The sequence below is a fragment of the Ancylobacter mangrovi genome (genome assembly GCF_024752355.1).
GTDB classification, from domain to species: Bacteria; Pseudomonadota; Alphaproteobacteria; order Rhizobiales; family Xanthobacteraceae; genus Ancylobacter; species Ancylobacter mangrovi.
This window is the reverse complement of record NZ_JANTHZ010000002.1, coordinates 137,810-158,217: the sequence shown is the minus strand read 5'-3', so window position 1 is coordinate 158,217 and position 20,408 is coordinate 137,810. Positions and strand designations below refer to the sequence as shown.

At 68.8% G+C, this 20,408-nt stretch carries 22 protein-coding genes; 6 read left to right on the top strand and 16 right to left on the bottom strand.

The features are described from left to right. The first annotated feature begins 49 nt into the window (after positions 1-49). Positions 50-1,015, top strand: a complete 966-nt coding sequence (gene trxB / locus NVS89_RS06085; protein WP_258731688.1) for a thioredoxin-disulfide reductase — start codon at positions 50-52, stop codon at positions 1,013-1,015. 147 nt (positions 1,016-1,162) lie between these two features. On the opposite strand, the gene NVS89_RS06080 is transcribed toward trxB, so the two are convergent. The 8 genes from NVS89_RS06080 to NVS89_RS06045 are packed head-to-tail and all read right to left on the bottom strand — an operon-like array spanning position 1,163 to position 7,826. Beyond that, a complete protein-coding gene (locus tag NVS89_RS06080; RefSeq protein WP_258731687.1) occupies positions 1,163-1,576 on the bottom strand; it encodes a cupin domain-containing protein in 414 nt (137 codons plus the stop codon). 43 nt (positions 1,577-1,619) lie between these two features. Beyond that, a complete protein-coding gene (locus tag NVS89_RS06075) occupies positions 1,620-2,993 on the bottom strand; it encodes an NAD-dependent succinate-semialdehyde dehydrogenase (RefSeq protein WP_258731686.1) in 1,374 nt (457 codons plus the stop codon). A gap of 40 nt (positions 2,994-3,033) precedes the next feature. Then, the gene (locus NVS89_RS06070; RefSeq protein WP_258731685.1) at positions 3,034-3,825 is read right to left on the bottom strand and encodes a hydroxypyruvate isomerase family protein; all 792 of its coding nucleotides are present in this window, start codon (positions 3,823-3,825) and stop codon (positions 3,034-3,036) included. 60 nt (positions 3,826-3,885) lie between these two features. Further along, a complete protein-coding gene (locus NVS89_RS06065) occupies positions 3,886-4,647 on the bottom strand; it encodes a GntR family transcriptional regulator (RefSeq protein ID WP_258731684.1) in 762 nt (253 codons plus the stop codon). Positions 4,648-4,684: 37 nt separating this feature from the next. Next, positions 4,685-5,476, bottom strand: coding sequence for an amino acid ABC transporter permease (locus NVS89_RS06060; protein ID WP_258731683.1), 792 nt, complete (start codon positions 5,474-5,476; stop codon positions 4,685-4,687). Then, entirely contained in the window at positions 5,473-6,120 is a 648-nt protein-coding gene (locus NVS89_RS06055) for an amino acid ABC transporter permease (RefSeq protein WP_258731682.1), read from the bottom strand. Before NVS89_RS06055 ends, NVS89_RS06060 begins: the two co-directional genes overlap by 4 nt. A 49-nt stretch (positions 6,121-6,169) precedes the next feature. Then, a complete protein-coding gene (locus NVS89_RS06050) occupies positions 6,170-7,012 on the bottom strand; it encodes a glutamate ABC transporter substrate-binding protein (RefSeq protein WP_258731681.1) in 843 nt (280 codons plus the stop codon). Positions 7,013-7,061: 49 nt separating this feature from the next. After that, positions 7,062-7,826, bottom strand: coding sequence for an amino acid ABC transporter ATP-binding protein (locus NVS89_RS06045; RefSeq protein ID WP_258731680.1), 765 nt, complete (start codon positions 7,824-7,826; stop codon positions 7,062-7,064). Between the two features lie 157 nt (positions 7,827-7,983). Between NVS89_RS06045 and NVS89_RS06040 the strand changes: the two genes are divergently transcribed. Next, positions 7,984-8,790: an amidohydrolase family protein gene (locus tag NVS89_RS06040; protein WP_258731679.1), complete on the top strand. Its 807-nt coding sequence runs from the start codon at positions 7,984-7,986 to the stop codon at positions 8,788-8,790. Positions 8,791-8,804: 14 nt separating this feature from the next. After that, entirely contained in the window at positions 8,805-9,998 is a 1,194-nt protein-coding gene (locus NVS89_RS06035) for an isocitrate/isopropylmalate family dehydrogenase (protein WP_258731677.1), read from the top strand. A 54-nt stretch (positions 9,999-10,052) separates the two neighbouring features. On the opposite strand, the gene NVS89_RS06030 is transcribed toward NVS89_RS06035, so the two are convergent. Both NVS89_RS06030 and ltnD read right to left on the bottom strand, forming a co-directional pair. Then, positions 10,053-10,811, bottom strand: coding sequence for a DeoR/GlpR family DNA-binding transcription regulator (locus NVS89_RS06030; RefSeq protein ID WP_309486182.1), 759 nt, complete (start codon positions 10,809-10,811; stop codon positions 10,053-10,055). A gap of 78 nt (positions 10,812-10,889) precedes the next feature. Further along, positions 10,890-11,798, bottom strand: a complete 909-nt coding sequence (ltnD, locus tag NVS89_RS06025; protein ID WP_258731675.1) for an L-threonate dehydrogenase — start codon at positions 11,796-11,798, stop codon at positions 10,890-10,892. Positions 11,799-11,999: 201 nt separating this feature from the next. On the opposite strand from ltnD, the gene NVS89_RS06020 reads away from it, so the two are divergent. Both NVS89_RS06020 and NVS89_RS06015 read left to right on the top strand, forming a co-directional pair. Next, positions 12,000-12,335, top strand: a complete 336-nt coding sequence (locus NVS89_RS06020) for a non-heme iron oxygenase ferredoxin subunit (RefSeq protein ID WP_258731674.1) — start codon at positions 12,000-12,002, stop codon at positions 12,333-12,335. A 21-nt stretch (positions 12,336-12,356) separates the two neighbouring features. Beyond that, on the top strand, positions 12,357-13,400 hold the full coding sequence (locus NVS89_RS06015) for a 2Fe-2S iron-sulfur cluster-binding protein (RefSeq protein ID WP_258731673.1): 1,044 nt from the start codon (positions 12,357-12,359) through the stop codon (positions 13,398-13,400). Between the two features lie 26 nt (positions 13,401-13,426). Here the strand turns inward: NVS89_RS06015 and NVS89_RS06010 are convergent, their stop codons facing one another. From NVS89_RS06010 to NVS89_RS06000, 3 genes are read right to left on the bottom strand one after another with little or no spacing between them, the layout of a single operon-like run. Beyond that, entirely contained in the window at positions 13,427-13,840 is a 414-nt protein-coding gene (locus tag NVS89_RS06010) for a Rieske (2Fe-2S) protein (protein WP_258731672.1), read from the bottom strand. Positions 13,841-13,842: 2 nt separating this feature from the next. Next, the gene (locus NVS89_RS06005) at positions 13,843-14,952 is read right to left on the bottom strand and encodes an amidohydrolase family protein (RefSeq protein WP_258731671.1); all 1,110 of its coding nucleotides are present in this window, start codon (positions 14,950-14,952) and stop codon (positions 13,843-13,845) included. Beyond that, complete coding sequence (locus NVS89_RS06000) at positions 14,949-16,016, bottom strand: amidohydrolase family protein (RefSeq protein WP_374114546.1); 1,068 nt, start codon at positions 16,014-16,016, stop codon at positions 14,949-14,951. The genes NVS89_RS06005 and NVS89_RS06000 overlap by 4 nt, the downstream gene beginning before the upstream one ends. Before the next feature lie 263 nt (positions 16,017-16,279). Here NVS89_RS06000 and NVS89_RS05995 point away from each other — a divergent pair, with 263 nt between their 5' ends. Then, positions 16,280-17,419: a mandelate racemase/muconate lactonizing enzyme family protein gene (locus NVS89_RS05995; RefSeq protein ID WP_258731669.1), complete on the top strand. Its 1,140-nt coding sequence runs from the start codon at positions 16,280-16,282 to the stop codon at positions 17,417-17,419. A gap of 83 nt (positions 17,420-17,502) precedes the next feature. Here the strand turns inward: NVS89_RS05995 and NVS89_RS05990 are convergent, their stop codons facing one another. The 3 genes from NVS89_RS05990 to NVS89_RS05980 are packed head-to-tail and all read right to left on the bottom strand — an operon-like array spanning position 17,503 to position 20,349. Then, positions 17,503-18,411: a carbohydrate ABC transporter permease gene (locus NVS89_RS05990; RefSeq protein WP_258731667.1), complete on the bottom strand. Its 909-nt coding sequence runs from the start codon at positions 18,409-18,411 to the stop codon at positions 17,503-17,505. Beyond that, positions 18,408-19,304, bottom strand: a complete 897-nt coding sequence (locus NVS89_RS05985) for a carbohydrate ABC transporter permease (RefSeq protein ID WP_258731666.1) — start codon at positions 19,302-19,304, stop codon at positions 18,408-18,410. The genes NVS89_RS05990 and NVS89_RS05985 overlap by 4 nt, the downstream gene beginning before the upstream one ends. Further along, positions 19,297-20,349, bottom strand: a complete 1,053-nt coding sequence (locus NVS89_RS05980) for an ABC transporter ATP-binding protein (RefSeq protein WP_258731665.1) — start codon at positions 20,347-20,349, stop codon at positions 19,297-19,299. Before NVS89_RS05980 ends, NVS89_RS05985 begins: the two co-directional genes overlap by 8 nt. Between the last annotated feature and the right edge of the window lie 59 nt (positions 20,350-20,408).

Below are 20,408 nucleotides of genomic sequence, written 5' to 3'. Positions count from 1 at the left end.
GCCCGCGCCCGGCCGCCGTGGCGGCTCATCGAACCGAACGTGTGCCTCGATGACTGAACACCACACGAATGTGCTGATACTCGGCTCCGGCCCCGCCGGCTGCACCGCCGGTCTCTATGCCGCGCGGGCCATGCTGGCGCCGATCATGGTCGAGGGCGAGCAGGCGGGCGGCCAGCTTTCCACCACCAGCGACGTCGAGAACTATCCCGGCTTCGCCGCGCCGATCACCGGCCCCTGGCTGATGGAGCAGATGAAGGCGCAGGCGGTGGCGTTCGGCATGCGGGCCATGTCCGACAACATCGTCTCGGTCGACCTCTCACGCCGGCCGTTTTGCCTGACCGGCCGCAACGCGACCTATTTCTGCGACGCGCTCGTCATCTGCACCGGCGCGCAGACGCGCTGGACGAACGTCGCCGGTGAGACGGCGTTCCGCAATTTCGGTGTGTCGTCCTGTGCCACCTGCGACGGCTTCTTCTACCGGCAGCAGGAGGTGGCAGTGATCGGCGGCGGCAACACGGCGGTCGAGGAGGCGCTGGCGCTGTCCTCCATCGCCGCCCGGGTGACGCTGATCCATCGCCGCGACACGCTGCGCGCGGAAGCCATCCTGCAGGAGCGCCTGCGCCGGGCGCCGAATGTCGAGATCCGCTGGAACACGGTGGTCGAGGAGATCGTCGGCTCCGAGAAGCCGCGCAACGTGCAGGGCCTGCGCGTGCGCGACAGCGTGACCGGGGTGGCGGACCTGATCCCGGTCGACGGCGTGTTCGTCGCCATCGGCCACAAGCCGGCGACCGAACTGTTCGCCGGCCAGCTCCGGCTGACGCCGTCGGGCTATATCGAGATCGTGGGCCGCGGCACGCAGACCAGCGTGCCGGGCGTGTTCGCCGCCGGCGACGTGACGGACGAGCATTACCGACAGGCGGTGACGGCAGCGGGGATGGGCTGCATGGCCGCCATCGACGTGGAGCGCTGGCTGAGCGGCATGTCCGACGAGGCCGCCGTCCGCGTGCCGGCCTAGGAGCCGTGCCAGACCGGCCGGAGACGCTTCGGCGCCTTCGGCTGCGTCGACTGTTCAGAGTGCCTGGGAGGGCAGGCCGGGGGGCGCGGCACGCGCCGTCTCCCCGGGTCCGTTGCCCCGCCTCCAGCGGGAGCCCGGCGGCCCCCGCTATTTCCGCTCGGAATCGATGGACCGCGTGTCGCCGGTGGCGACGATGGTGCGGGTGGCCTCGACCGAGGCGTAGGTCCAGAAGATCCGCATCCGCTGCGTATCCGAGGTGTTGATGAAGCGGTGCGGCAGGTTGGCGGGCACCCAGGTGGTGTCGCCCGCGCCCATGAGGTGCGCGGTGCCGTCGATCTCGGCGATCGCCTCGCCCTCCAGCACCATCACGCTCTCCTCGCAATTGTGGGTGTGGAGCGCGATTGCCGCGCCGGGCCCGAACTCGGTGATGCCGTTGAGCAGGCTGGTCGAGCCCGAGGCGCGCGTCACCAGCGGAATGGTGCGCGCCCCGTTGCCGCGGTCATGCGGCGTGATCTCGCCCGGCCGCAGGATCGCGGCCCTCGCGCGCGGTTGCTCCGTCATACGCTCGCTCCTTGGTTGGCGGACATCGTGAGGGACCGCCTCATCAGGCCCGCGCGGGGCCGATCCACACCGTCTTCACATTGGTGAACTCGCGGATGCCGTGATAGCCGAGCTCGCGCCCGTAGCCCGAGCGCTTGATGCCGCCGAACGGCAGGCGCGGATCGGAGGCGACCATGCCGTTGACGAACACCGCGCCGGCCTCGATGCGCCGCGTCAGCCGGCGCGCCAGATCGAGGTCGCGCGTCCACAGTGCGGCGCCGAGACCGTATTCGCTCTGGTTGGCGAGGCGGATCGCCTCCTCGGCATCGCCGGCGCGGATGATCGCCGCCACCGGGCCAAAGGTCTCCTCGGTGAAGGCGGCGGCGGCCGGCGTCACGTTGTCGAGCACGGTCGGCGGGTAGTAGAAGCCCGGCCCGTTGGCGAGCGCGCCGCCGCATCGCAGCGTGGCACCGGCGGTGATCGAGCGCTCGACCTGGTCGTGCAGCGTGTCGCGCAGATTGGCCCGCGCCATCGGGCCGATCCTGGTGTCCATCTCCATCGGATCGCCGACCTTGAGCCCGGCGACCCCGGCGACGAAGGCGTCGGCGAAACGATCCGCCACGCTCTGCTCGACGATGAAGCGCTTGGCGTTGACGCAGCTCTGGCCGACATTGACGTAGCGCGCCTTCACCGCCATGGCCGCCGCCTGCTCGACGTCGGCGTCGGCGAGCACGATGAAGGGGTCCGAGCCGCCGAGCTCGAGCACCTGCTTCTTCAGCGCCTTGCCGGCCTGGGAGGCGACGATGGCGCCGACCTCGGTCGAGCCGGTCAGCGTCACCGCCGCGATCCGCTCGTCGGCGATCAGCGCGGCGACGTCGCCTGCGTCGATCAGCAGAGTGCGCACCAGCCCGGCCGGGGCCTGCGCCTCGCGCAGCACCTCCTCGCAGGCGAGGGCGCAGGCCGGCACGTTGTTGGCGTGCTTCAGAACCGAGCCGTTGCCGGCCGCGAGCGCGGGCGCGGCGAAACGGAAGAACTGCCAGAACGGGTAGTTCCACGGCATGATGGCGAGCACCACGCCGAGCGGGTCATAGGCGATGAGGCTTTCCGAGGCGCTCGAGGCGACGGGCTCGTCGGCCAGGAACTCAGGCGCCTTTTCGGCGTAGAAATCGCAGTTCCAGGCGCACTTCTCGATCTCGGCGATCGATTCGGCGAGCGGCTTGCCCATCTCCTGCGTGATCAGCCGGGCGTAGCGGTCGGCGTTGCTGCGCAGCACCTGCGCCATGCGGGTGAGCAGGCGGACGCGCTCGGTGATCGGCACCTCGCGCCAGCGTGCCTGCGCCGCCACCGCGGCCGACAGCGCGGCGTCCACCTCGCCCGCCGTGTTGAATTCGTAGCGCGCGATCTCCGCGCCCGTGGCCGGATTGATCGATCGGATCATGATGTCACCTTCGCTTGTGGAACCGCGGCGCGAGGGAGCGTCACGCGTTCAGTAGGTCCTTCCACGCCGCCATCCAGGAGAGAGTAGCGTCCGTCGCGGCGGTTGGGATGTATTCGAAGCCGATCGCCCGCCCGTACCCCGCCGCGAGCAGCGCCCGCAGGACAGGCTCGAAGGCGAGGTTGCCGGTGCCCGGCTCGTGACGGCCGGGATGGTCGGCGATGTGCACATGGCCGATGCGCGGCGCCTGCGCCCCGATGAAGGCGAGGAGGTCGGTGCCGTTGGCGGCGGCGTGGAAGGTGTCGGCGAGCAGGAGGATCTCGTCAGGCGCGATCTCGTCGGCCATGGCCACGGCCTGCTCGAGCCGCGACATGAAATAGCCGGGAACCGCCGCCTCGCTGATCGCCTCGACGAGGATGCGGACCGGCCGCCCGCGGCACTGCTCGACCGCGTGGCGCAGATTGGCGCGGTAGGTGTCGGCGGCGCGCGCGGCATCGCCCTCGGCGACGCCGGCCATGGGATGGAGCAGCGGGCAGCCGATCGCCTCGGCATAGTCGAGGCTACGCGCCAGCGCGTCGCGGAAGTCGGCCTCGCGGCCGGGCAAGGCCGTGAGCCCCTTCTCGCCGCGCGCGCCGTCGCCGGTCGCCGCCGCCATCTGGGCGAAGGCCATGCCCTGCTCCTCGAGCCGCGCCCGCATCTCGCGCGCCGGGATCGCCATCGGGTTGGGATGCTCGACCGCCGAGAACCCCGCCCGCCGCGCCGCGTTCACGCGCTCGAGCAGCGGGAATTCGCCGTAGAGATAGCCGATATGGGCCGAAAGGCGGGATGAAGACACGAAGCTGTACCTCTGCACGGCGGTATATGGGTGGCGAGCGGGAAGGATGCCACGGCAGCCTCAGCCGACGCTGATCCTGTACCGGAAGCGGCGGGCCTCGCCACGCGAGATGCGCCATTCGATCGGCTGGCCCGAGGCGTTCTTGGCGATGCGCTCGATCGCCACCACGAGGTCGCCGTCCTTCAGGCCGAGCAGGGCGGCATCCTCCGGCGTGGCGTCGAGGATGGTGATCTCCTCCTCGATGAAGCAGACGAGCTGGCCGCACAGCCTCTCATAGGCCGGGTAGAGCAGCGGGCCGATCTCCTCCGGCGAATGCTCGATCATCGGCCGGAAGCGCGCGGGCGGCAGGTAGATGTCCTCCAGCAGCCGCGCCGCCCCCTCCCAGTGGCGGTGGCGCACCATGCGGATCACGTCCTCGCCCTCCGCCATCCCGAGATGCTGGGCGATGGCCGCGGGCGCCGGCACGATCTCGCGCGAGATGATGTGGCTCGCGGGCATGATCTCGCGGCCTTCCGGGTCGCGGTACAGCAGGAACCGGACCATCATGTTGTCGAAGTTCGGCCGGCGGATGAAGGTGCCGGAGCCGTGCCGCCGCTCGATCAGCCCGTCATCCACCAGCTCGTCGATCGCCTTGCGCACCGTTCCCGGCGCCACGCCGTAGAGGCGCGCGAGGTCGAGCTCGGCCGGCAGCGCGTCGCCCGGCCGCCAGTCGCCGCTGGTGATGCGCCCGGCGATGGTCTGGTACAGCCGCCGGTACAGCGGCAGGTGCGCGTCGCCCTCGAGCGGGGCGGGGGGATTGGAGCCGGTGCTTCGATTCGTCATGTCGCGTCCCCTCGATGCCCGTTGCCGCACGGGATTCCTAGAGAATCCTCTGGGTCCGCTCGGCGACCCAGGACAGCAAGGAGTTGATGACGATGTAGATGATCGCGACCAGCGTGTAGACCGGCAGCGAGTAGCTGCCCCCGAGAAACTCCACCGCCGTGCGGGCGTCGCGCAGAAGCTCGGTGTAGCCGATGATGAAGCCGAACGAGGTCTCCTTCACCACCACCACGAGCTGGCTGATGAGGGCGGGCAGCATGCGCCGGATCGACTGCGGCAGCAGGATGATGCGGAACACCTCGGCCTCGCTCAGCCCGATCGCCAGTCCCGCTTCGATCTGCCCGCGCGGGAGCGAGAGGATGCCGGCGCGGAAGATCTCGGCGATCACCGCCGTGTTGTAGAGCACGAGGCCGATCACCAGCGACCAGAAGGTGGGCACGTCGACGCCGATGGCCGGGCCGCCGAGGAAGATGAAGAAGATCAGCAGCAGCAGCGGTAGGCCGCGGAACAGCTCGACATAGCCGCGCAGCACGCCGACCAGCCAGTTCGAGCCCGACAGCAGGCCGGCGGCGAGCAGTGCGCCGAAGATCAGCGACAGCACCATGGACAGCAGCGCGACCTCGATGGTGGCGAGCAGCCCGCCGGCGAGCAGCGTCACGAGGTTCGGGTTGAGCAGCGCGGTCCACAGTTCCGGCGCCAGCAAGCCGGCCTGCGACAGGGAGTAGGCGATCCAGCCGAGCCCCGCCGCCACCAGCAGCGCCGCCAGCCAGGTCAGCCGGCGGGAGAGCCGCCGCGCCTTCGGTCCCGGAACGTCGTAGAGGACGGAGCTCATCGGGAAAACGCCACCTTGCGTTCGATGTGGGTGGTGAGGAGGCCGAGCGGGATCGTGATCGCCAGATAGACGAGGCCGGTCGCGATCAGCACCGACAGCACGGCGGTGCTTTCGCGGTTGGCCAGCAGCTCCATGGTGCCGAGCGATTCGGTGACCCCGAAGGCGGAGGCGACCGCGGTGTTCTTCACCAGCGCGATCATCACGTTCACCATCGGCGGGATGCTGCTGCGCAGCGCCTGCGGCAGGATGACGAAGCGCAGGCACTCGTGGAACGGCAGGCCGATCGAGCGGGCCGCCTCGGCCTGCCCGACCGGCACCGCGTTGATGCCCGAGCGCACCGCCTCGCAGAAGAAGGAGGCGTAGTAGGCGACCAGCGCGATGACCGCGAAGCCGAAATAGGAGAAGCGCACGCCGAGCTGTGGCAGCACGAAGGCGGAGAAGAAGAACACCACCGTGAGCGGGATGTTGCGCACGATCCCCACATAGACCGTGCCGACCGTGCGGAAGCCTTCCACCGGCGACACCCGCATCACGGCGAGCAGGACGCCGAGCGGCAGGGCCACGGCGGTCGACGCCGCGGCCAGCGCGAGGGTGACCAGGACGCCGTCCCGGAACACCCCGATATTGTCGAGAAAGACATTCATGTCCGCGCGCTACCCTGAGGGGATCTGCCGCCCGCCGTCCCGCGGCCGGTCACGGGCAGGGGTCCAGTTCCGGCAGCTTGCCCTCGCCGCCGAGATAGGGCTTCAGCTTGGCGTCGTAGAGCTTGGCGTAGGTGCCGTCCTTGTCGGCCTCGGTCAGCGATTTCTCGGCGAAGCGGCAGAGGTCCGGTTCGGACTTCGGCATGCCGATGCCCCAGGGCTCGCGGGTGAAGGGCTTGCCGACCAGCTCGAGGTTCGAGGGGTCGCGGCTGACGAGGCCGGCGAGGATGAAGTTGGTCGTGGCCACCGCGTCGACCGAGCCGTTCTTCAGCGCCTCGACGCATTTGGAGATCACGTCGAACGGCACCACGGTCGCGTCCTTGTAGTCGCGCACCAGCACCGCCTGGCCCTCGCTGCCGTTGATGACGCAGGCCTTGCGGCCGGCGAGGTCGGCCGGTCCCGTGATCTTGAGCGGGTTGCCCTTCTTCACCATCAGGTCCTGGCCGCCGACGATATACGGCCCGGCGAAGTTAATGACCTTCTTGCGCTTGTCGTTCATGGCGTAGGTGGCGACGATGTAGTCGACCTTGCCCTGCTCGAGGAACGGCTCGCGGTTGGCGGAGGAGGTCTCGACCCAGGTGATGCGCTCGGGCGGCACGCCGAGCTTGCCGGCGATGAGCTTGGCGATCTCGACGTCGAAGCCGACCGGCTTGCCGGACAGGTCGCGCAGCCCGAACAGCGGCTGGTCGAACTTCACCCCGACGCGCAGGTTCGGCGCCTTGGACAGGCGCTCCATGGTCGAGCCGGCCGGAAAGTTCGGCGCGTCCTGCGCGACCGCCGCCGTGGCGCCGGCGCATACGGCGCAGAGCAGCGCCATCGAAGCAAAGAGTTTCATCGTTTCCGTCCCTGTTGTTGTGGTGGAGAGCCGTCGCTCGCGACGGGGGTCAGTGCTGGAGAACCTTGGCGAGGAAGTCCCGCGCCCGTTCGCTCTTCGGCGCGGCGAAGAAGGCTTCGGGCTCGGCCTGCTCGACGATGCGCCCGCCATCCATGAACACGACCCGGTCCGCCGCCGAGCGGGCGAAGCCCATCTCGTGGGTCACGACCACCATGGTCATGCCGCCCTCGGCGAGGGCGCGCATGACGTCGAGCACGTCGCTGACCATTTCCGGGTCGAGCGCCGAGGTCGGCTCGTCGAACAGCATCACCTCGGGGTCCATGGCGAGCGCGCGGGCGATCGCCACCCGCTGCTGCTGCCCGCCCGAGAGCTGGGCCGGCATCTTGTACGCATGCTCGTGCACGCCGACGCGCTCGAGCAGTTCGAGCGCGCGCCGGCGGGCGGCCTTCGCGCTCAGGCCGCGCACACGCATCGGGCCGAGCGTGACGTTCTCGAGCACGGTGCGGTGGGCGAACAGGTTGAACGACTGGAACACCATGCCGACGCTGGCGCGAAGCTGGGCGAGCTCGCGCCCCTCGGCCGGCAGGGGCTGGCCATTGACGAGGATGCGGCCGCTGTCGACCGTCTCCAGCCGGTTGATGGTCCGGCACAGCGTCGACTTGCCCGAGCCCGACGGGCCGATGATGACCACGACCTCGCCCTTGGCGACGCTCAGCTCCACGTCGTCGAGCGCGCGGTGCGGGCCGTAGTGCTTGGTCACCTTGTCGATGACGATCGCCGGCGTGTCGGCCTCTTGGGCCCTCGCTTCGCTCATCGCCACGTCCGTCTCCTCCTGGCGCTTGCAAGACCTTGATGTCCTGCTTATAGCTCTAGTCTTATATAACTCTATTGGAGTCAATCAAGGTGGTTTGTCGAGAATGAGTCGGGATGCAGCATCGGCTTTCCAGGGCGGCTTCCGGCTTGCGGCAGACATGCCGGCCACGGTCGACACCCATGTCCATGTGTTCGAGCGCAGCCTCCCGCTCGCCGCACAGCGGCGCTACCAGCCCGATTACGACGCGACCGCGGCGGACCTGCTCGGCGTGATGCGGCCGGCCGGCATCGCCCGCGCGATCCTGGTCCAGCCGAGCTTTCTCGGCACGGATAACAGCTACGTGATCGAGCAGGTGCTGCGCTCGCGCGGCGCCTTCGCCGGCGTGGCGGTGATCGATCCCGGCATGGGCGCGGAGGACCTCGCCACGCTACGCAGGGCCGGCATCGTCGGCATCCGGCTCAACTGCATCGGCGGGCCGGCGCCCGATTTCAGCCGCGGCGTCCACCGCGAGATGGCCGAGCGCCTGGCCGCCGCCGGCCTCGTGATCGAGATCCAGGCGGAGGGGGCGCAGTGGCGATCGATCGCGCCGTGCCTGCCGCAGCTTCCCGGACCGGTGCTGGTGGACCATTTCGGCCGCACGCCCGCCGGCGACGCGAGCGGCGGCTTCGAGGCGCTGCTCGCCGCGGCGGCGGAGACGGAGAACCTCTGGTTCAAGTTCTCCGGTCCCTACCGCTTCGCCGACGGCGCCGCCGCCGGATGCGCCGGTGCGCTCGTCGCCACCGTCGGCCCCGGCCGCGTGGTCTGGGGCAGCGACTGGCCATGGACCCAGTTCGAGGGCCGCTACCGCTACACCGACACGCTCGACTGGCTCGCCCGCTGGGTGCCCGACGCCGGCGCGCGCCGCGCGATCCTCACGACCAACCCTGCCCGCCTCTTCGGCCTCACCGCTTTCGCCGAACAATGACAAAGGCCCATCCGATGACATCGAACAGCACCGACGCGATCCCGGTCGCACTCCTCCCCGGGGACGGCATCGGTCCCGAGATCAGCGCCGCCGTCACCGAGATCGTCGACGCGGCCGGCGCCGGCATCGAATGGATTCCGTGCGCGGCGGGCGAGCGCGTGTTTCGAGGCGGCGACCCGACCGGCCTGCCGGCGGCGACGATCGACACCATCCGCCGCTGCGGGGTCGCGCTCAAGGCGCCGCTGGCGACGCCGCTGGGCGGCGGCGAGCGCAGCGCCAATGTCCGGCTGCGCGAGACCTTCGAGACCTTCGCCGCCATCCGCCCGGCCGCGGTACTGCCCGGCCTCGAGGGGCATGCCCGTTTCCCGGGCGTCGACCTCGTCCTGATCCGCGAGAACCTCGAGGATCTCTATCTCGGCCTCGAATACGGGCTCGACCGGGGCGTCTCGGTGGCGCTGAAGGCGAACTCGCAGACCAATACGCGCCGGATCTGCCAGGCCGCGTTCGCGGTCGCGCAGGCGCTGGGACGGCGCCGCGTCACCGGCATCTCGAAGTCGAACATCCTCAAGGTGACCGATGGCGGCTTCGACCGCATCTTCGACGAGGAAGCGGCGCGCTGGAAGGGCATCGAGGCCGACCGGATCCTGGTCGACGCGGCCGCCTGCCGCCTCGTGACCCGGCCGGAAAGCTTCGACGTCATCGTCACCAGCAATCTCTACGGCGACATCCTGAGCGACCTCACCGCCGGCCTCGTCGGCGGGCTCGGGGTCTGCGCCTCGATCAATCTCGGCCGCGAGGTCGCGCTGTTCGAGGCGGTGCACGGCACCGCGCCGGACATCGCCGGCCGCAACCTCGCCAATCCCACCGCGCTGCTGCGCGCGGCGGTGCTGCTGCTCGACCATGTCGGCCGGTTCGCCGCCGCGCGGCGGATCGAGCGGGCGCTGGCGCTGGTGCTGCGCGAGGGCAGCGCCCTGACCTCGGACCTCGCCGCCAACGGCGCCGGCGTGTCGACGAGCGACTTCACCCGCACCGTGATCGCCGCCATGTCGCGCGTGAGCGCGGAGGGCGGGACGCCGCAATGGCGCGCGCCTTCCTTCGACGCGATCGAAGGGCGGAGCTGGCCCTCGGGCGAACTGCGCGACTTCCTGCGCGGCGCCCTGCCGACGGCGATGGAGCAGGCCGCGGGACAAGCCGCGCGGGCCGGCTGATAGCCGGCGCGACGCGCCCCGGTGCTGGAGAGGGCGGGCCTGGCTCGTCCGCCCTCAGGCGACCAGCAATTCGATACCCTGTTCGCGGATGCCCTGGCACACGGTTTCGGCCAGCCCGGAATCGGAGATGATGGTGGTGAAGGCGCGCAGCGGCAGCGAGTGATAGGCGGCGAGCTTTCCGTACTTGCTCGAATCCGTCACCAGCACACTGCGCACGGCGCATTCGACCGCCGATGTCTTCACCGCGATCTTGTCTTCGGACGGCGTGGAAATGCCGCGCATGCCCCATGAGGAGGTCGAGATGAAGGCGATGTCGAAATTGAACTGCTTCACCATGTCGGCGGCGCGGTTGCCGATGCAGGACTGGTTCTCGCGGTCCACGCGCCCGCCGGTGTGGCAGAGCTGGCAGTGCGCGGCCGCGGCCAGCGTGCTGCAGATGGTGAAGTCGTTGGTGACGACGGTGATGTCGGGCAGGTTGAGCAGCCGCTTGGCGATCTCAAGCGTGGTGGTGCCGGCGTCGAGATAGATCACGTCATTGCTCTTCACCATGGAGGCGGCGAGCCGGCCGATCGCCACCTTCTCGGCGCGGTGCATCTGCCCCTTTATGGTGTGCGAGGGCTCGGAGAGGATGCGCTCGGGAAGCTGAACCCCGCCGGTGACGGACATTACGCGCCCGGCCCGCTCGAGCTGTTCGATGTCGCGGCGGACCGTCATCTGCGACACGCCGAGCACCTCGCTCAGAGCGGCGATGCTGAGCACGCCCATCTCGTCCAGCCGGTCGATGATGAAGTGCTGCCGTTCCGCCGGGATCATCGGCTGCCCGTCGCGGCTGGCCTTCAACCGCGCCGACGCCGAAGCACTCGCCAGTTTCGCCATGTGCCTCGCCGTTCTTCAGTTGTCCCGGGTGCCCGGGAGCTCGGAACCGACATAATTCATTATAACAGCACTGTCATCCAGCTTGCCGAAGCCCTGCTCGCTCGCCTTGGCGAACAGCTCGTAGGCCTTCCGCGCGAGCGGCAGAGGGAAGGAAAGGCTGTCGCCGGTCGCGTTCACCAGGCCGAGATCCTTGACGAAGATATCGACCGCCGAGCGCGGCGTGTAGTCCCCGTCGAGCACGTGCTGCATCCGGTCGGCGAACATCCAGGAATTGCCGGCGGAATGGGTGACGACATCGTACATCAGCTCGAGCGGAATGCCGGCCCGCGCGGCGAGCGCCATCGCCTCGGCGGCGACGGCGATGTGCACGCCGGCGAGGAGCTGGTGCACGGTCTTCACCATCGCCCCGTCGCCGATCTGCGTGCCGGTGCGGTACACCTTCTCGGCCATGGCATCGAGCAGCGGCGCGACGGCGTCGAAGGTCTCCGGCGCGCCCGCCGCCATCACCGTGAGCTGCCCCTTGCCGGCCTTGATCGAGCCGCCGGACACCGGCGCGTCCAGCATGGGCAGGCCCATCCCGGCGAGCCGCGCGCCGAGCCGGCGTGAATCGGCCGGCGCGATGGTGGCGGAGATTACCACCGGCACGCCGGGGCGAAGCTTCGGCGCGAGGCCGTCCTCGCCGAACAGCGCCTCCTCGCACTGCGCCGCGGAGACCACGAGCAGGATGACCGCGTCGAGCCGGCCGGCGAAGGCCGCCGGCGAGGTCGAGGCATCCGCCGCGCCCTCGGCGATCAGCCTGGCGCATACCTCCGGCCGGATGTCCGAGCCGTAGGTCTCGAGCCCCGCTGCGATGCAGGAGGTCGCGACGCCGTAACCCATCGATCCCAATCCGATGACGCCGACGGAGTTCATTTTCGGGGTCATCGCGGCCGTATTCTCCGTTACGATTTGATCGGATTCTGTGATTTTATGTTTACATGGCTCCGGTCTATGTTACAAGGGCGCATCGTCTTCGCGGCGTGGAAAGCGGCGCGGCGCGCCACCTGAAATCCCTTCCGGGACCGGCGCGCCAGGGATCAACGCGAGAGCCCTCGGCGGCTCCTCCAACAGACGAGCGGGCAGAACGTGACGACCACCGAAAATGTGACCTGGGTTCGGGCCGCCTCGCTGGCCGAGCTCGGCGAGGGAGCGATCCTGGGCGTCGCCATCGGCGACAAGTCGATCGCCCTCTACCGGCTCGAGGACGAGGGCGGCGTGTTCGCGACCGACAATATCTGCACCCATGCCCTCGCTTACCTGTCCGACGGCTGGCTCGACGGCGAGACCATCGAGTGCCCGCTGCATGGCGGCGCGTTCAACGTGAAGACCGGCAAGGGTGTCTGCGCGCCGGTCACCAAGGATCTGCAGACCTACGAGGTGCGGCTCGAGGACGGCGAGATCTACGTGGCGATGCCGCGCTGACCGCCGGTTCGGGACGGGCTCATGGGCACTGACATCAAGGCCGGCATCCACACCGTCACCATAGCCGGCGGGCCGCTGGCCTTTCCCTGCGGCAAGGACGACACCATTCTCAGCGGCGGGCTGCGCGCGGGCATCGGCCTGCCGCATGAATGCCTCTCGGGCGGCTGCGGCAAGTGCTATTTCGACCTCGCCGGCGGCGCCGTCGAGGACATCTGGCTGGAGGCCAAGGGCCTGTCGCCGAGGGCCCGCGAGCGCGGGCGCCGGCTGGCCTGCCAGTCGCGTCCGCTCGGCGACTGCACCATCAAGCTGCGCCCCGACCCGGCACTGGCGCCACCGATCCGGCCGGCGCGGCGGCCGGCGCGGCTCGTCTCCCGCCGCATGCTGGCCCCGGGTATGGCCGAGTTCGCCTTCGCCGCCGAGGGCGCCGCCCGCTTCCTGCCCGGCCAGTTCGCGTTGCTGCAACTGCCCGGCGTCGCGGGGCGGCGCGCCTATTCCATGTCCAATCTCGCCAATGAGGACGGCCGCTGGGAGTTCGTGGTGCGCCGCGTGCCGGGCGGCGCGGGCACCGGGCGGCTGTTCGAGATGGAAGAGGGCGCGGCTGTCGAGCTCGACGGCCCCTATGGCAACGCCTATCTGCGCACCGACACCGGGCGCGACATCATCTGCATCGCCGGCGGCTCCGGCCTGTCGCCGATCATCTCGATCGCGCGCGCGGCGGTGGCCGACGACGAACTGCTGGAGCACCGCAGGATCACGGTCTTCTATGGCGGGCGCGGCCCGGACGACCTGTGCACGACGACCTTCTGGCAGGAGAACCGCCGCCTGCACACCCATGCCGAATGCCATGTGGCGATCTCCGATCCGACTGCCGCGGGCGCGGCCGACTGGACCGGGCATCGCGGCTTCATCCACGAGATCGTGCAGAAGGTGCTGGCGAGCGCCGACATGCCGAACTTCGACTATTATCTGTGCGGCCCGGCGCCGATGGTGGAGGCGCTGGTCGAGTTGCTGGAGACCGGCGCCTCGGTGCCGCGCGGCCAGATCCACTACGACAGCTTTTTCTGACAGCACGCGCCCCCTGGGCGGAGCGCTCAGAGATAGATGACGATGTAGCTGTCCTCGACATGGACCGGGAAGCTCTCGGCCACATAGGGGCCCTTCGCCAGGCTCTCCCCCGGCTCGATCTTCACGTCGTAGTTCTTGATCCGGGTGTCCTTGGGATCGCACCAGGACTGACCGGTCCTGATCTCGAACTCCCAGCCGTGCCACGGGCAGCGCAGGAACTCGCCCTGGCGGGTATAGGAGAAGCGGCCGGGCTCGTCGGATTCGAGCAGCCCCACCCGAGCGCCGCACAAAAGCTTCGCCCCCTCGTGCGGGCAGCGGTTGAGCAGAGCGGCGTACTCGTCGTCGACGTTCAGCAGCAGGATCTCGCGGCCCTTCACCCGGACCACCTTCTGCTCGCCGCGCGGAATCTCGCCGACCTTCGCCACCACGAAACGCGCCATCGTCACTGCAGCCCGAACGCGGTGCGCGCATTGTCGCGGAAGAACATCTGCTGCTCGGCCGGGGTCATGGCGAACTTCACCGCATATTTCGGGTCGTCGAAATCCCAGTGCGGGTAGTCGGTGGCGAACAGGATGCGGTCCCAGCCCACCCAATCGAACACCTCGCGCAGATGCTCAGGCTTTTCCGGCTCGTCGATCGGCTGGCTGGAGAACCAGAAATTGCTGCGCAGATAGCTGGAGGGCGGCTTGCGGACCTGAGGTATCTCGCCGCCCATGCGCTCCCAGCAATGGTCGAGCCGCCAGGAGAGCGCCGGCACCCAGCCGATGCCGCCGGCCTCGACCGTGATCACCCGCAGCCGCGGGAAGCGCTCGATCACCCCTTCGAGGATCAGGCTGGTGAGCACGGCCTCGGCCGCCGGGACGTGCGATTCCCGCTGCTCGAAGAAGAAGGAGGGGTGGCCCGCCGGCGTGACCGGAAAGCCGTTCTCGCCGCCGACATGCAGCGTGACGCTGATGCCGAGCGCCTCGGCGGCCTCGTAGATCGGCCAGTAGCGCGGGCGCCCGAGCGGCTCCTCGCTGCGGGGGCTGATCATGATCTGCCGGAACAGGGGAGACCTGCCGAGCCGCTCGATCTCTCGGATCGCGGCGCGGGTGTCCTCCTGCGGCACGATGATGGAGCCCTTCAGCCGGGGCTCCGGCTCGGCCCAGGCCAGCGCCTGCCAGTCGTTGATCGCCGAGCACATGGCGGCGGCGAAGCCGGGATGGCGCAGCTTGTTGCCGACCGGATCGAGCACCTGCAACACGCCGCACTCGATGTTGTAGGGATCGAGATGCTGCTCGCGCATGAACTCGAGGTCCGAGCCCGGCAGGCCTCCGCCGGGCGGCCACGAATCGCGCCGCGACAGCGCCCGGACCGCGCGCGGATAGGAATTGGCGTTCGCGAACGGCTTGCGCTGGAACTCGCGGTAATGGTCGAAATGCCCGTGCCAGTCGGGCGCGAGATAGCTTCGGATCTCGGTGCCGCTCTTCGGCACCGGATGGATATCGGCATCGAACAATCCGAGCTTCTGCGCGGAAGCGACGGCGACCTCACGTTTGGCGGTATCGCTCATTGCAGCGTCTCCGTTAGCCGGCTATATGTCTCGAGCGGATTGTCGAGCCGGATCTTCCGGTGCAGCGCGGCGGGCAGGCCGGGGGGCATCGCGTCGCCGCCGTCGAAATGCCAGTGCGGATAGTCGGTGGAGAACAGCAGCATGTGGTCGCCGCCGATATGGTCGAGCATGCGCCGCACCTGCTCCTCGCCCTTCGGCGCGTTCAGCGGCTGGATCGTCATGCGCAGGCTGCGCCGCAGGATCTCGGCCGGCGCCTCCTTGATCCACGGCACCTCGATGCGGACGCCGCGCCACGTCTTGTTCAGGCGCCAGAGGAAGCTGGTCAGCCAGGCGACGCCTGATTCCACCAGCACCACCTTCAGCTCGGGGAACTTGGTCAGCACCCCCTCGGTCATCAGGCTCAGCACCTGGGTCTGGAAGCCGCCGGTCTGCGCGGCGTAGTCCTCGACATAGGTGGAGGGCCAGCCGATGCCGGTCGGCGGATTGCGGTACCCGGTCCCGGCATGGATCGCGATCGGCAGGCCGGCACGCGCCGCCGCGCGATAGATCGGCCAGTAGTGCCGGCGCCCGAGCGGCGCCTCGGTCATCGCCAGCAGCAGCACCTGCACGAAGCGCGGGTCCCGCGCCCGGTGCTCGATCTCCTCGGCCGCCAGCTCCGGGCTCTCGAACGGCACCAGCATCGAGGCGCGCAGGCGCGGGTCGCGATCGAGCCAGGTCGCGGCGATCCAGTCATTGGCCGCGTGGCAGAGCGCGAACGCCATGTCGTCCGCATAAACCACCGGACCGCCCCACAGCGGGTTGAGGATGCCGATCGAGGCGCCGAACGCGTCGAGCGCCTGTTCCAGCACCTGTGACGGGTCGCCGCCCGGCTTGCCGGAGGGCGGGCGCCAGTCGGGCCGGCAGGAAAACGGATTGCGGTAGGCGTTGTAAGTCAGTTCGACGTCATCGATCCCGCGGAACGAGAGATGATCGCGCCAATGCTCCTCCAGATAGGGCATTAGTGCCTTGGTGCCGGGAATCGAGGGGTGAATGTCGCAGTCGATCGAATGTATGCCAGCGTCCATCGACTTGTAGCCCTTGCGCTCCTCCGCGGATGGACCGCGAGCGGCATCCGGCATTCTTGTTACCGCGCCCGTGTCAGCAGCGTCAGGACTGCCGGACGGCCGAGGATTATTGATCGGCTACTATAGACCGCTCTATCTCGCGCGCAAGAATGGATGTACGGTTTTTGTGCGGATCTGTTAGGAAACGGAATCAAGGCGCGCTCGTCCTCCGTTCCAGAAGGCCGCTATTCACATAAAATAACAAATTCGAGGACACGCCGCCTATGCATATCCGTTCCATCGAGGCCTTTCCCCTGTCGGCCCGCCTGCCCGAGAATGCCCGCGTCACGCTCGGCATCGGCACCACGGTGAAGCGCGACACGGTGCTGGTGAAGGTCACCACCGACGACGGGCTTACCGGCTATGGGGAGGCCCATCACGGGCGCGCGCCGGGCGCCATCGCCAACCTCGTCAACAGCACGCTGCGCGAGCTCGTCACCGGCCATGACGTGAACGACGTCGTCGGCATCTGGCAGCGCATCTATCTGCTGCAACTCGCCAGCCACGGCATGGGCGCGGCCGCCGCGATCGCCATGAGCGGCATCGACATGGCGCTGTGGGACATACGCGGCAAGGCGCTCGGCCTGCCGCTCCATGCCCTGCTCGGCGGCGCGCGGCGTCCGGCCAAGGCCTATGCGGGCGGCATCGCGCTCGGCTACCAGCCGCCGGAGAGCCTCGCCGACGAGGCGCAGGCGCTGGTGGCGCGGGGCTATCGGGCGATGAAGCTGCGCATCGGCGACACGCCGGCCAACGACATGGCGCGGGTGACGGCGGTGCGCGAGCGCGTCGGGCCGGAGGTCGACATCCTCACCGACGCCAATGCCAACGCCACGGTCGAGCATGTGCGCGCGATCATGCCGTGCCTCGACGCCAACCGCGTCGGCTGGCTGGAGGAACCCTTCGCCCCGCACGACTACCGCCGCTACCGGACCGCGGCGGGCTTCGGCTCGACCCCGCTCGCGGCCGGCGAGAACCACTACACCCGCTTCGAGTTCGTGCGGCTGATCGAGGACGGGGCGGTGACCTATCTCCAGCCCGACCTCTCCAAGGCCGGCGGAATCACCGAGGCGCTGCGCATCGCCGGCCTCGCCTCGGCGTGGAAGCTGTCGATCAACCCGCACTGCTCGGCCACCAGCCTCAACATGGCGGCGACGCTGCATTTCCTCGGCGCGATCGACAATCCGGGCTATTTCGAAGCCGAGGTCGCGGAGGTCAACCCGTTCCGCGACACGCTCTGCAGCAGCCCCTACGTCTTCGCGGACGGCATGGCCCGGGCGCCCGAAGGGCCGGGCCTCGGGGTGGAGGTCGACGAGAGCTGCATCGCCCGCTTCCCGCTCATCGACGGGCCCGGCTACGTGAAGTAGCAGGCAAGGGCGGGCACCCCGAGGATGCCCGCCCCTCCCGTCCCCCACATGCGCCCCGGTGAGGCCCTCGCGGCCCAGGGGCGTCATTCGCCCTTCACGCCGCCCTCCGACAGGCCGACCACCAGCCGGCGCTGCACCAGCAGATAGAACAGCACGACCGGGATGGTGACGAGCACCGCCCCGGCGAGCAGCATGCCCCAGGAATAGATGTTGTCCTGCCCGATCCAGGTCGCGAGGCCGAGCGACAGCACCTTCTTGGTTTCCGACGAGGTGAAGACGAGCGCGAACAGGAACTCGTTCCAGGCGTGGTTGAAGCTGAACACGCCGACCGAGACGAGGCCCGGCAGGGCGAGCGGCAGCGTGACCTTCCGCATCGCCTGGAAGCGCGAGCAGCCGTCGATCATCGCGCTCTCCTCCAGGCTCGCCGGGATGGCGTTGAAGTAGGAGCGCATGAACCACATGGTCAGCGGCAGGGTGAAGGCGGTGTTGGCGATGATCAGCGAGATCAGCGTGTCCGCCATGCCGAGATCCACCACGAACAGGTAGAGCGGGATCACCAGCAGCACTTCCGGCAGCATGTAGCACAGCAGCGTCAGCATCGAGACTGTGCGCATGCCGGCGAACTTGAACCGGCTGAGGCTGTAGGCGCCGAGCCCGCCGACGACCAGCGAGAGCAGCGTCGCCCCGCCGGCAACGACGAGGCTGTTGACGAAGTAGATCGGGAAGTTGGTCTGGATGAACAGGTCCCGGTAGTTCGTCAGCGTCCAGTCGTGCGGCAGGAAGGCGGGCGGGAACTGGTAGAGCTCGGTCGAGGTCTTGAACGAGCAGATCACCATCCAGAACAGCGGGAAGCCGATCACGCTGACCGCGGTGAAGGCCAGCAGATAGACCATCACGCGCGAGGTGACATAGTGCAGGTCCGCCGCCTGCCGGTTGTAGCGGCCGAGGCCGCCCGGCTGGGAGCCGGCGAGGGAGAGCTCCGTCGTGCTCATTGGCGGGCCTCCGCGCGCTTCATCAGGTGGAGATAGACGGCGAGCAGCACGCCGAGGATGGCGAAGGTGATGATCGCCGTCGCCGCCGCGCGCCCGAGCGCAAAGTCGACGAAGCCCTGCTGGTAGACGAGGACCGGCAGCGTGGTGGTGGCGTCGATCGGCCCGCCGCCCGTCATCAGGTAGATGATGTCGAACTTGTGGAAGGTCCAGATCGTCCGCAGCAGCGCGGTCAGCAGGAACACCGGCATGATGTGCGGCAGGGTGATGCGCCAGAACTTCTGCAGCGCGCTCGCCCCGTCGATGTCGGCGGCCTCGTACTGCTCCTGCGGGATCGCCTGCAGGATCCCCATCAGCGCGATGACGACGAAGGGGAAGAACTTCCAGACCCCGACCAGGATCACCGAGAACATCGCCATCGAGGTGCTGTTGAGCCACAGCAGCGGCTGGCTGATGAGCCCGACGGCCATCAGCAGGTAGTTCAGCACACCGATGATGTCGTTGAACATGTAGTGCCAGGTCAGCACGGCGACGACGGTGGGGATCAGGTAGGGCGTCAGGATCACCGCGCGGGCGATGCCGCGCATCCTGAAGTCGATGTTCAGCAGCAGCGCGATGCCGAGGCCGAGCGCCATCTCGATGGCGACGCTGCCGAACACCCAGACGAAGGTGTTGCCCAGCGCGTTGAGGAAGGCGGGGTCGGCCAGCACGCGCTCGAAATTGCGCAGGCCGACGAAGGGGCCGCTCAGTTCGCCGAGGCTGATGTGCTGCATGCTCATGGCGAACACCGTGACCATCGGCACGGCGACGAGCAGGATCAGGATGGCGATGCTGGGGGACAGGGCGAGATAGGCGAGCAGCCGGTCGCCCGGCAGGTCGGTGTTGGGTTCAGCCATTGACCACCAGCCGTGCTTCGTGACGCCGGGACTGTTCCACGGCCTTTCCTTCGCCGTCGAAGTAACGGATGTCGGACAGGCGCATGGCGAACTTCGCGGTGGTGCCGACCTCCGGCAGCGTGCCGATGGTGGCCGGCAGGCGGGCGATGGCCTTGCTCGAGGGCAGGCTCGCGCCGACCATGCCGTAGAGGATCCGGTCGCCGCCGAGATATTCGATGCGCTGCACCGTGAACTCGGTGCGGTAGAGCGCCTCGCTCGGGTCGAACGCGGATTCCGGCAGGAACATCTCCGGCCGGAATCCGATGGTGCGCCCCTCGTCGGAGATCAGGTTCATCGGCGGCGAGCCGATGAAGCTGGCGACGAAGGTGTCGGCAGGGTTCAGGTAGATTTCCTCGGGCGTGCCCAGCTGGCGCACCACCCCGCCCTGCATGACGCAGATGCGGTCGCCGAGGCCCATCGCCTCGACCTGGTCGTGCGTCACGTAGATCGAGGTCACGCCGATGCGCTCCTGGAACTGGCGCAGCTCCTCGCGCGCCGAATGGCGCAGCTTGGCGTCGAGATTGGAGAGCGGCTCGTCGAGCAGGAACACTGAAGGGTCGCGCACCAGCGAGCGCGCGAGGGCGGTGCGCTGGCGTTCGCCGCCCGACATCTGGCGCGGCTTGCGCTCGAGCAGGTGTTCGATGCCGACCAGCGAGGTCGCCCATTTCACCTTCTTGTCGATGTCGCCGGAAAAGCCCCGCACCCGCAGCGGGAAGGCGACGTTCTCGTAGATGGTGAGGTGGGGGTAGAGCGCGTAGTTCTGGAACACCATGGCGATGTTCCGGTCCTTGGGATGAAGCCGCGTGGCGACCTTGCCGCCGATGACGATGTCGCCATAGGTGGGCAGCTCCAGCCCCGCGATCATCCGCAGCAGCGTGGTCTTTCCGCAGCCGGACGGGCCGAGCAGGATGAGGAATTTGCCGTCCTGCGCCGTCAGGCTGACGTTGCTGATGGCGGAGTAGGCTCCGAACTTCTTCGTGATCTGTTTTACTTCAACAAGCGCCATGAGCGTCGTACCTCCAGAGATCTTCCGAGAGGGGCGGGACGGCTCGCATCCCGACCGAG